The sequence below is a fragment of the Dactylosporangium salmoneum genome (assembly GCF_039532525.1).
GTDB classification, from domain to species: Bacteria; Actinomycetota; Actinomycetes; order Mycobacteriales; family Micromonosporaceae; genus Dactylosporangium; species Dactylosporangium salmoneum.
This window is the reverse complement of sequence record NZ_BAAARV010000125.1, coordinates 33,179-44,209: the sequence shown is the minus strand read 5'-3', so window position 1 is coordinate 44,209 and position 11,031 is coordinate 33,179. Positions and strand designations below refer to the sequence as shown.

Annotated in this window: 9 protein-coding genes; 8 read left to right on the top strand and 1 reads right to left on the bottom strand. The window is 67.4% G+C overall.

Going from position 1 to position 11,031, the window contains the following annotated elements:
- Nucleotides 1-116: 116 nt before the first annotated feature.
- Complete coding sequence (locus ABD352_RS52815) at nucleotides 117-1,208, top strand: IS630 family transposase (protein WP_344620261.1); 1,092 nt, start codon at nucleotides 117-119, stop codon at nucleotides 1,206-1,208.
- Between the two features lie 44 nt (nucleotides 1,209-1,252).
- Here the strand turns inward: ABD352_RS52815 and ABD352_RS52810 are convergent, their stop codons facing one another.
- Nucleotides 1,253-1,762 (bottom strand): DUF6584 family protein, encoded by a 510-nt coding sequence (locus ABD352_RS52810; RefSeq protein ID WP_344620260.1) that lies wholly within the window; start codon nucleotides 1,760-1,762, stop codon nucleotides 1,253-1,255.
- 234 nt (nucleotides 1,763-1,996) lie between these two features.
- Between ABD352_RS52810 and ABD352_RS52805 the strand changes: the two genes are divergently transcribed.
- The 7 genes from ABD352_RS52805 (at nucleotide 1,997) to ABD352_RS52775 (ending at nucleotide 10,952) form a co-directional block, all read left to right on the top strand.
- Nucleotides 1,997-2,566 (top strand): alcohol dehydrogenase catalytic domain-containing protein, encoded by a 570-nt coding sequence (locus ABD352_RS52805; protein WP_344620259.1) that lies wholly within the window; start codon nucleotides 1,997-1,999, stop codon nucleotides 2,564-2,566.
- Nucleotides 2,567-2,849: 283 nt separating this feature from the next.
- Nucleotides 2,850-3,413, top strand: a complete 564-nt coding sequence (locus ABD352_RS52800) for a recombinase family protein (protein WP_344620258.1) — start codon at nucleotides 2,850-2,852, stop codon at nucleotides 3,411-3,413.
- Between the two features lie 48 nt (nucleotides 3,414-3,461).
- On the top strand, nucleotides 3,462-4,772 hold the full coding sequence (gene istA / locus ABD352_RS52795; RefSeq protein ID WP_344620257.1) for an IS21 family transposase: 1,311 nt from the start codon (nucleotides 3,462-3,464) through the stop codon (nucleotides 4,770-4,772).
- The gene (gene istB / locus ABD352_RS52790) at nucleotides 4,773-5,597 is read left to right on the top strand and encodes an IS21-like element helper ATPase IstB (protein WP_344620256.1); all 825 of its coding nucleotides are present in this window, start codon (nucleotides 4,773-4,775) and stop codon (nucleotides 5,595-5,597) included.
- A 77-nt stretch (nucleotides 5,598-5,674) separates the two neighbouring features.
- Nucleotides 5,675-6,109 carry a recombinase family protein gene (locus tag ABD352_RS52785; protein ID WP_344620255.1) on the top strand — a complete coding sequence of 145 codons (435 nt, stop codon included), beginning with the start codon at nucleotides 5,675-5,677 and terminating at the stop codon, nucleotides 6,107-6,109.
- Complete coding sequence (locus ABD352_RS52780; RefSeq protein WP_344620254.1) at nucleotides 6,109-6,525, top strand: recombinase zinc ribbon domain-containing protein; 417 nt, start codon at nucleotides 6,109-6,111, stop codon at nucleotides 6,523-6,525. Before ABD352_RS52785 ends, ABD352_RS52780 begins: the two co-directional genes overlap by 1 nt.
- A 323-nt stretch (nucleotides 6,526-6,848) precedes the next feature.
- Nucleotides 6,849-10,952, top strand: a complete 4,104-nt coding sequence (locus ABD352_RS52775; protein WP_344620253.1) for an NACHT domain-containing protein — start codon at nucleotides 6,849-6,851, stop codon at nucleotides 10,950-10,952.
- The last annotated feature ends 79 nt before the right edge of the window (nucleotides 10,953-11,031 follow it).

The following is an 11,031-nucleotide window of genomic DNA, read 5'->3' as shown; positions in this document are numbered from 1 at the left end:
TCAGTTATCGATCACGCCACGCCGGGACCTCACCCAACCACGACCCTTTATGAAACGCGCCCTAGTGTCTCGTGATGCTGGTTGCGTTATGTCGGATGGTCGCTGATGCTGGTGTGATGCTGCCTGAGGCCCAGAACGCGGAGTTACGGGCGGTGATCAACAGCCGGGCTGTGCCGGCGGTGGTGGCGACCCGGGCACGGATCGTGCTGTGGATGGCGGAGGGCCGCCGTCGCAAGGATGTCGCCGTGTTGGCTGGGGTGTCACTGCCTACTGTGGACCGTTGGGTTGACCGGTACGCGTCGAACGGTCTGGCCGGGCTGGAGGATGCGTCGCACGCCGCGCCGCGGGAGCAGGTGACGGCGCGGGTGGCGGCGCGGATCCTGGCGTTGACCCGGGCCACCCCGCCAGTGGAGTCCGGGTTGTCGCACTGGTCGAGCCGCCAGATGGCCGGGTACCTCAAGCGGACCGAGGGGGTGTCGGTGTCCTGGCACTACGTGGCGAAACTGTGGCGGGACAACGGTCTCAAGCCGCACCGGCAGGGCACGTTCAAGCTGTCCAAGGACCCGCGCTTCGCCGAAAAGGTCGCCGACATCGTCGGGCTATACCTCGACCCGCCCGGCGGCGCGGTCGTGCTCTCGATCGACGAGAAAACCCAAGTCCAGGCGTTAGACCGGACCCAGCCGCTGCTGCCAATGGATTTCGGGGTCACCGAGCAACGCACCCACGACTACAAACGACACGGCATCACCAACCTCTTCGCCGCCCTGGACATCGCCACCGGACAGGTCACCGCCGACTGCCAGCCGGTCCGCGACGGCGCACGGTTTCTGGCGTTCCTGCGCAAAGCCGTGAAACCCCACGCCGGCAAAGATATCCATGTGGTGCTGGACAACCTGTCCACCCACGACACCCCCGAGGTCCGGACCTGGCTCGCGGCGAACCCGAACGTCACGTTCCACTTCACCCCGATCGGCAGCTCCTGGTTGAACATGATCGAGATCTGGTTCGGGCTCATCACCCGCCTGTCCATCCGCCGCGGCACGTTCACCTCGGTCAACGCCCTCATCGTGCGCATCCGCGACTACGTCGCGCACTGGAACATCGACGCCAAACCCTTCACCTGGACCGCCACCGCCGAGGAGATCCTCGCCAAGGTCCGCTGGGTCCAGACCAACGTCAACCAACTCGTCGACAACAACGCGCAGTAACGGCTCCAGGGCCGCGCAACGCCCGGCCGTCTTTCCGGCGCCGGTCAGGACGTTACGAACTTCACGACGGTGAGCAGACCGATGATGGCCAGGCCGAGCACGAGCACACCGAGCACCGCGACGACCATGCAGGGCACGTCGTCCCACCGGGACGCGGTAGGCCGAATGACGGGGCCCGCGCTGGTCCAGATGACCGGTGCCGACGCCTCCGCGCTGGCCCGCCGGGTCAGTTCGGCGAAGCGCTGCCGCGCGACGGGTCCGAGCCGTGACGTGGGATCCGACCGGAGCCCGAGGACCCGCAGCCTGGTCCATTCCGCGCGCTGGGCACGCTCGAAAGCGGCGATCTCCGCTGGCGTGGCCTCCTCGGTGAGAAACCCCCACCTGCCTGCCTCGATGAGATCACCGACTTGCCGGTGCACCGTCGCCCGATAGGCCCGGATCTCCAGGTCGTCGGGGTAGTTGGCAGTGAGCGTGGCGAGACGCTGAAGGGCGGTATGGGTATGCCCTCGGGCCAGATCGGCGGCGACCCGGGCAAGGACATCGGACTTGGCCACGCGATCATCATGCGGACGCTGAGGGCAATGTCGCCACACGTTTCCCAGTGCCGCCATGCAGCGACCGCCCATCACCTGCTCGGCGCATACCGGGTCCGCTCCAGGTTCGTGGGCTTCCCATCCATCTGGACCACCACAGCCGAGATCCTCGCCAAGGCCCGCTGGATGCAACCAACGTCAACCAAAACGCATGGATGACATGCGAAGTAACGCCACCGGAATCACGCGACACTAGTGGGTGGCCACGGCGCGGAACTGTTTGAGCTTGCCGAGACCCTGCACTGCCGGCGCCTGTTTATCACCGGACCCGGCACCGTCGAACTGCTCGACGAGGAGCTGCCGCCGCTGGGCGAGCAGGAGGTGTACGCGACCGCGGTGCTGTCCGGGATCAGCCACGGTACCGAGCTCGCCTGGCTGCGCGGTACCGCCGCTGCCCTCCACCGCACCTGGGATTCCCAACGTCGCCTGTACCTGGACCGGCCGGGCCGGGCGTATCCGGTGGCGCCGGGCTACGAGTCGATGGCCCGCGTCGCCGCCGTCGGCCCGGCCGTCTCCGGGGTGCGGGTCGGTGACCTGATCGCGGTCGACGGCTCGAATGCCTGTGCCGGTGGGCCTTTCGGTGGCCACCGCCGACGGCGCGCGCCGGACGGCGACGTTGGAGCTTCAGCTGAACGGCAGTCGCTGGTACGAGTTCGTGGTGCAGGGTTGCGCGCCTCGCTGGTCGGTGCGGCGTGCGACGGTACCAGGCTGAAGGATGCCAAGGAGACCGTCGAATTGCTCGCCAGGCTTCATGGCCCCGGATGACCCGGTCAGAGGGATAGGTGCTGACGCATCTGGCTCTCCGATGACTGGGCGAGACTCGCCTGCGCGGTCGCTTTCCCCAACGAGATCGCCGATCGTGGGGTCACGTCCGGTGAGCGGCTCCGACAGGTTGCTACGGACGGTGTTCAACTTGTTAATGCACCATCCCTATAGGTCATCCCAACGGGTGACAGTCTGGGTGCTCGGACTGTCTGTGCGCCATGGCGCGCGCCGTTCGGGTCTGAATCGGCGGTGCAGCATCTTTGCCCGTCGATCGGAGCGGCCGATGGCCGATCTTGCAGTGCGCAGCGAGTCCGACCTGTTGACCCTCTGGGTGAGTCAGTCGCGGTCGGTGGGGCGGTCGCGTCGGCGACGGCCTGATGAGCTTGGGCTCGTGCGGTTCGCGTTCTACGGTCGGGTGTCCACGGCCGACTTCCAGGAGCGGGACTCCTCGCGGCGGTGGCAGCGGGATGTCGCGGATGACCTTGTCGACGGTCACGGCCGGATCGTGGCCGAGTTCTTCGACGCGGACCGGAGTCGGCGGTTGCCGTGGCGGGATCGGCCGCAGGCGGCGTTGCTGCTGGCAGCGATCGCTGACCCGGACCGTGGCTTCGATGCGGTGGTGGTGGGGGAGTACGAGCGGGCGTTCTACGGCGATCAGGTGCTGTCGTTGCTGCCGTTCTTGCAACATCACGGCGTGCAGCTCTGGCTGCCGGAGGCGTACGGCCCAGTCGACCCCGCTGAGCCGGCGCACCGGGCGTTGCTGATGCTGCTCGGGGCGCAGTCGAAGCGGGAGGTGTTGCGGGCGCGTTCGCGTGCCTTGGCGGTGTCGACGCCGGGTGAAAACTGAGCCGTAGTCGACGGGTGAAAACTGAGCACCCTGTGTACGGCTTGGGGTGTGATCAGCGTGGAGGACTGGGCCGAGATCCGTCGGCTGCACCGGTCTGAGGGTGTGAGTCAGGCAGCGATTGCCCGGCGGTTGAGGATCTCACGGAACACGGTGGCACGGGCGTTGGCGTCCGATCGACCGCCGAAGTATCAGCGGGCGCCGCGGGGTTCGGCGGTCGACGCGGTGGATGCCCGGATCCGGTCACTGCTGGCGCAGTGGCCGACGATGCCGGCCACGGTGATCGCGGAGCGGATCGGCTGGACCAAGTCATTGACGGTGCTCAAGGACCGGGTGCGGCAGCTGCGGCCGCTGTTCGCCGGGGTGGACCCGGCCGACCGGATCGAGTACTCGCCGGGCGAGGTCGCGCAGTGCGACCTGTGGTTCCCGCCGCTGCCGGTGCCGGTCGGCGCCGGCCAAACCCGGGTGCTGCCGGTCCTCGCCATGACGTGCGGGCACTCGCGGATCACGGACGCAGTGATGATCCCGTCCCGGCGGGCCGGGGACATTCTGGCCGGCATGTGGGAGGTGATCGCCGACTGGGGCGCCTGCCCGCGCACGCTGGTCTGGGATCGGGAGGCCGCGATCGGCGGGACGGGCCGGCTGACGACTGAGGCGGCCTCGTTCGCCGGGACGCTCGGCGTCCGAATCCGGCTGGCTCCGCCGCGGGATCCGGAGTCGAAGGGCTTGGTGGAGCGGCGCAACGGGTTCTTCGAGACCTCGTTCCTGCCCGGGCGGACGTTTACGTCGCCGTTCGACTTCAACATCCAGATCAGCCAGTGGCTGACGGACCGGGCGAACGTGCGGCATCTGCGCGCGATCGGCGCCCGGCCGGTGGATCGGTGGCCGGCAGACCGGGCTGCGATGGTCGCCCTGCCGCCGGTGGCCCCGGCGATCGGGCTGACCGGCCGGAGCCGGCTGGGCCGGGACTACTACCTGCGCGTCGACGCCAACGACTACAGCGTCGACCCCCGCGCGATCGGCCGGTTCGTCGACTGGATCGCCACCCCGGCCCGGGTGGTGGCCTCCTGCGCCGGGCAGGTCGTGGCCGAGCACGACCGGTCCTGGACGAACGGGGCCACGATCACCGACCCGGAGCATCGGGCCACCGCGAAGCTGCTGCGCGCCGAGCTCGCGCAACGCCGCGCCGCCGAGCGTCCGGTCACCCGCAGCCACCCCGACGGCCACGTCGTGGCCCTGCGGGCACTGCCCGACTATGACGCCCTCTACGGCGTCGACTTCGACCCCCGACCCTGCGACCAGCCCGAAGACCCGCCTGGCGAGCAGTTCAGCGCCGGGTCACCCATCCACGAGAGGATCTAAATGCCCGCCACCACAGCGGCCAGCACCCGCGCCACCGCGGTCGCCAAGGCTCGCTCACGCCCGGACCAGCTGGACTCGAAACTCGCCTATCTCACCCGGGTACTCAAGACGCCCACGATCGGCCGGGTCTGGCAAGACCTCGCCGACACCGCCCGCGACGCGAACTGGTCGCACGAGGAATACCTGACCGCCGTCCTCGAGCGGCAGGTCGCCGACCGTGAGTCCGCCGGGAACATGATGCGGGTGCGCACCGCGCACTTCCCGGCCGTCAAGACCCTCGAGGACTTCAACCTCGACCACCTGCCCAGCCTGCGCAAGGACGTCCTCGCTCATCTCGCCACCGCCACGTTCGTGCCCAAGGCGGACAACGTCGTGCTCCTCGGACCGCCCGGCATCGGCAAGACCCACCTCGCCATCGGCCTGGGCGTCAAAGCCGCTCAGGCCGGCAACTCGGTGCTGTTCGACACCGCCACGAACTGGATCACCCGCCTGGCCCGGGCCCACCACAGCGGCGCGCTCGAGGCCGAACTCAAGAAGATCCGCCGCTACCGGTTGATCATTATCGATGAAGTGGGCTACATCCCGTTCGACACCGACGCGGCCAACCTGTTCTTCCAGCTGGTGGCGTCCCGCTATGAGCAGGCCTCAATCTTGGTCACGTCGAACTTGCCGTTCGGGCGCTGGGGCGAAGTCTTCGGTGACGAAGTCGTCGCCGCCGCCATGATCGACCGCCTCGTCCACCACGCCGAGGTCCTCACCCTCGCCGGCGACTCCTACCGCACCAAAGCCCGCCGCGACCTACTCACCAAAGACCGCAAGAAATAGGACAAACCATCAACCCAGGTGCTCAGTTTTCAACCGCCGCAACCTGCTCACTTTTCAACCGTCGTTGACAGGCGGCGATGCGGGCGCAGATCCGTGACGAGGGCCGGTTCCTGGGTGGCAGGCCGTTGTACGGGTATCGGCTTGTGGACGCGGGTCCGCACCCGAATCCGATGCATGCGAAGTGGGGTCGGCGGCTGCAGCGGTATGACGTCGATCCGGCGACCGCGCCGACGGTGCGGCGGATCTTTGCAGAGCGGCTGCGAGGCTGCAGCGTGTCGCGGATCGCTGCGATGCTGAACGCGGATGGGGTGCCGTGCCCGTCGCAGGCGGACCCGGGCCGCAACCGTCACCGGGACGCGCATGGGTGGGCCTTGACGACGGTGCAAGCGATCCTGGCGAACGTGAAGTACACCGGGCGGCAGGTCTGGAACCGGCAGCCCGCGCATCACACGCCGGCGCATCTGCCGGGGCCGTTCAAGACGCAGCGGTGGGCCAGGACAGCGAGTGGGTAATGTCCAAGCAGCTCGCTCATCCGGCGTTGGTGTCGGAGGGCGACTTCATCGCGGCGCAGGAGATCACCGCGCTGCCTGCCCCGGCGTGTGGCGCTGTCCGGAGGTATCAGCTGGTCGGCCTGCTGCGCTGCGGGCTGTGCCGCAGGCGGCTGGAGTCCTGCTGGTCGCATGGGCGTCCGGCGTACCGCTGCCAGCACGGTCATTCCAGTGCGCGGCCACGAGGCACCGGCCGAACGCGGAACCTCTACGTCCGTGAGGACCGCATGATCGTGATCCTTCGCGCGTTGCTCCGCGAGCAGAACGCGAACCTGGAAGGTCAGCCGGTCTGGACGCTCGCTCGCCACCTCCGTGACCACCAGCTCGTGGTGTCGTGCAGCGAGGCTGCCTGCGCGATCCAGTCGGAATTTCCGAATTGAACCTCCTGCGCGGAGATGTCCGCTCGCAGGGGTTAACGTGTCGAAGGGGGGATCTCGACACGAAAAGCCAGCACACACGCCGGAAACGTGTGCACATGCCGATAGCGTAGCCAGCTCAGCGTACGACCTCAACCGGCATGAACGGCAGTCCCCGGACGGGTAATACGAGGCCCGAGGCGCTGGCGGAAGCGCTGAGAAGTATCCACGTAGGCCGCTTACGTTGCTGCTCGCAGAGATGTCCTTGGCCTCGTTGGGAAGGCAGGCAGCGTCCTCTGCGAGGGTCTGCGTCGACCTGTGCGCGAGTCAGGCTAGGTTCGATCGTGATGGCAGATCTCGAACGGTTCATTGCGGAACCTCAGGCGACGCGGCAGCTCGACGGTGCGTTTCTCCGCGAGGTTGACGAGACCGGCGGCGGTGTTGTCGAGCCGCTTGCAGGGTTGGCTGAGCGTCCGGTCGCGTTGCTGCTCGGCGAGCCCGGCAGCGGCAAGTCGCGCGCATTGCGATGGTCGGATCGGCATATCAGGGTGACGCGGCCGGCGTGGGTGGTGCACTGTGCCGATCTCGTGCAGCACCATGAGTGGTCGCTGGAGACCAAGCTCTTCGATGTTATTGAAGCCGCTGTGCACGTCGACGGCAGACAGCATGTGCTCCTGCTCGACAGCGTGGATGAGTGCAAGGCCAGGGCCGGAACGCTGGCGGGCATCCTCGAGCGCCGGCTTCCGAAGCTGATCGGGGCAGGGCTGCGCGTTGTCGCGTCCTGCCGCAGCGGTGAGCTGTCCGCGGCTGTGCGGAACCTCTTTCAGAGGCTCGGCGGTGACCCGGCCCTGGTGGAGCTCCAGCCGCTGCGGGCGAGTGACGTCTGGCGGTACGCCGAAACTCATTCCCTGGATGGTGGGGAGTTTCTACGACAGGTCCGGGCAGCCCGCGCAGAGTCCCTTGCCGTGATTCCTCAGACGCTGGAACTGCTCTGCGCCGCAGCCAGTTTCGACGTGACGCTCTTCGAGCGGCGCGTCGACCTGTACGAATTCGGAGTGAGCAAGCTTCTTGAGCTTCCTTTGCGAGACAACGAGCCGTCTGAAGGCGGGCGCGCCCGTGCACCTCGATCACTGTGGCTCGCCGCTGAGCGGGCGGCGGCGCTGACGTTGCTCACCGGCGCATCCGGGTTGTGGACAGCACCGACTTCGGCGGAGCGTGGGATTGTCCACTATCAGGAGGTCACGGGTGGCGAACCCGATGGGACCGGATCTGTGATCGAAGTTGTCGCCGCGGACGCCCAGGCGGCATTGGCCGGGCCTCTGTTCGCGCCCGCAGGGCCTGACGTTCGTACGGTCGTCCACCGATCCTTCGGCGCGTACCTGACTGCGCGTTTCTTGCAGCGGCGTCAGCTATCCGCTCCGCAACTGCAGAGTTTGTTGGTCGGCAGCGCTGCAGGGCGTGCCATAGTCCCTCAGCTGCGGGAGACCGCAGCATGGTTGATCGCACTGGACCCTGGCTGCTACCAGTGGCTGGTCGAGGCGGACCCGCTCACGCTGGTGCGATACAACCTCGTTCCTGACGACTCTGGCACCAGACGGGTGGTCGTGGCGACGCTCCTCGCGCAGGCTCACGAGTATCAGCACCTATTGCGGTTGGACGATCGTTTCGGCTCGTTAGTACATCCTGATCTGGCGGCACAACTGGCGCCTGATCTGCGCCGCGCTGGCCCGGCGTCAGGGCTGGCACTCGCGGTGCTCGCCGACTCGTACGTGCCAGGGCTGGAGGCAGCGCTGCTGTCGATCTGCCTCGACCCGGCGCGACCACTGTGGGACCGCCAGCGCTCCCTGATGATCCTTGCCGACCAGCAGGCCGATGAGCAGCTTCTGGCGGTGATCGAGCACAGCGACGTGTTCCTGGCCGGCGACCAGGACGATCAACTGCTGGGTGCGCTGCTGGATCAGACATGGCCGCGGCTCATGAGCACGGCCGACATGCTGGCACGGCTCGTCCCATCCGCTCGTCTGCGCGGCGGCGCCTACGGCCTGTTCCTCCACGAGGTTGCGGACCGCCTCGCGGAGGAGGAGCTTCCGACCGCGCTGATCTGGGTCGAGCGCCTGTTTGGCATCGACAAGGACGGGCGCCAAACCTCGGATCCGGATCCCGCCGTGCAGGGCTCCCTGCCCGGCGTCGTCGAAGACGTCTGCACGCGAGCCGCCGCGACACGTAACGACGAGTACCGCCAGGTACTCGCCCGACTGTTCCGGACGCGTATCGCTACTGGCGACGACGAACCGCCGTTCCGGCTTGACGACACGGACCGGGACTGGCGTCGGGGACTTGTGCTCGAGATGCTGCGCGCCGATAACGTCGACGCCGCCCTCGGCGCGATGCTCGGGTTCGCCAGAGACTCAGCCGGCGTGCCGCTGCTGGACGACGACGACTTCGCCTGGGCGTGCAGCACAGCGATGCATCATGTTGACCACCCGGCCCGGGGTGCGTGGCACGTCCTCGCCACCAGGCTCTACAACCCTGCTGCGGCAGCGCATGACGACATCGCGTGGCAATACGAGGGCACTCCGCTGTGGTCGGGCCTCGAAGGACACTTCTACGTCCACGTCGAGTCGCCCTTGGCCGACATCCTGCGTCGAGCCCATGCCAGACGCAGTCGGAACGACGAACAGGTCCTGGCGACGGCCCGCGACGGGTACGTGCAGCAGATGCAGGCCCGGCTCACGCAGCTGGCGACCGAGCCAGAGTCGTACTGGATCGTCGATCGGCTCCTCGACGTCGACGTCGCGCGTGGTGAATACCGCGACCGGCTCGCCGACGACCTCAGCAAATTGCCCGGCTTCATGCTCTTGAGCGACACCGACCAACAACGAATCGACGAGGCAGCCTGGCAGTACGTGTCCACTGCGGACGTGGTCAACCTACCGAAGCATCGCAATGCCACCACCATCTACCACCCGCTGATCGCGGCGTACCGGGCGGTTGCCCGCTGGCACCGCCTGGACCCGCAACGGCTTGCTGAACTACCGGTTCGACAATGGGCGGCCTGCGCCGAGGCGATCTTCACGTACCCCGCCCATGTGACCGACCACGACGCGGACGGTCAGGTCAAAGCCGACCTCCTCACCCAAGCAGCGACACGTGCGCCTGCGGCTCTTGCCGATGTCGTCAACCACCTGCTGACCACCTTCACCGCCGAGAACCAGCCACTGCGGTGGCTTCGTGAACTCGCCCCGGTCATGAACTCCCAGCTGGCGGATGCGCTCGCCGCCCACCTCGATGGGCAGCCGCACCTCGTCAATCACGCCGAGGTTCTCGACCTGCTGCTGAGCCGCAACGATCAACGCGGCATCGACTGGTGCACTCGCCAACTCGACGGAGTACCGGATGTCAACGCTGGCGTCATCACCGCGAACGCGATGCTGCGCCATGTTCCAGAACAGGGACTGCCGCTCGTTGTCGCGGTCCTCCACCGGGCGCCCTCGATCGGCAGAGAGATCGCGCTCGCGCTCGGTCAGCACCTGCGGCATCGAGCATTGACAGTCATCGGCTATGACGACGCGGTCGCGGACCTCTACGAGTGGCTCGCCGTGCAGTTCCCGCCGCAGGAGGCCCCGGAGGATCGGCACACAGGCCTTGTTTCGCCGCAGCGGCAGCTGGAGCTCTGGCGAGACGAACTGCTCCATACCCTGGTTCAGCGTGGCACCGCAAGCAGCCTCGCAGCGCTTGAACAGCTGCAGCATCGTCAACCTCAGCTTCCACTGGACCGGGCGGTCCTGTTGGCTCGGGAAGTCACCCGCCAGCAGACATGGACGCCGCCTGCGCTCGTCCACTTGCACCAACTGCTGCAGGACCGTCGCCGACGGCTGGTCACCGACGCGGCCGACCTGCAGGCGGCCGTCTTGGAGGCCTTGGAAACGATCGGCGGTTGGCTTACCGGTGAGACACCACAGGCGTTCGCACTGTGGAACGTCACCAAGGTCCCAGGAGAGCCTAAAGACGAGAACAGCATCTCCGACTGGTACTGCCACGGCCTGCGCCTGCTGCTGAAGTCCTCCGGCGTCGTCATCAACCGAGAGGTGGAGGCCCGCCGCAAGCCAGGAGCGGGCATCGGCGAGCGCCACGACATCCGAGTGGAAGCAACCGACAGCACCGGCCACACGATCTGCGTCGTCATCGAGGTCAAGGGCTGCTGGAACGACTCCACCACGACCAATTTGACAGAGCAGCTCGTCGGGCAGTACCTCAAGCCGGCTGGCCATACCCACGGCGTATACCTCGTCGCCTGCTTCCCGCCCGAGCAGGTAGGCGGCGACAAACGCTCAAAGGTTGCGCGGCACAGCATCGCCGCACTGATCGAAGGCCTCACCGGTCAAGCGCAGCAGCTTCCGCTGCCATTCGACGTTGCGGTCGTGGTGCACGACATCGCGCTGCCCGGGTAGAGCGGGGCAGTGCACCACGACGGCAAGTTCGGCCGCTTGCCATGCCTGAGATCATGGTGGTCGTGGTTGTTTTCGACGG

Bases quoted from the DNA above. Each gene is read 5' to 3' on its own strand.
- ABD352_RS52785 (WP_344620255.1), top strand. From the start codon at position 5,675: ATGCGGGCGCAGATCCGTGACGAGGGCCGGTTCCTGGGTGGCAGGCCG.
- ABD352_RS52780 (WP_344620254.1), top strand. From the start codon at position 6,109: ATGTCCAAGCAGCTCGCTCATCCGGCGTTGGTGTCGGAGGGCGACTTC.
- ABD352_RS52800 (WP_344620258.1), top strand. From the start codon at position 2,850: ATGGCCGATCTTGCAGTGCGCAGCGAGTCCGACCTGTTGACCCTCTGG.
- ABD352_RS52775 (WP_344620253.1), top strand. From the start codon at position 6,849: ATGGCAGATCTCGAACGGTTCATTGCGGAACCTCAGGCGACGCGGCAG.
- ABD352_RS52815 (WP_344620261.1), top strand. From the start codon at position 117: ATGCTGCCTGAGGCCCAGAACGCGGAGTTACGGGCGGTGATCAACAGC.
- istB (WP_344620256.1), top strand. From the start codon at position 4,773: ATGCCCGCCACCACAGCGGCCAGCACCCGCGCCACCGCGGTCGCCAAG.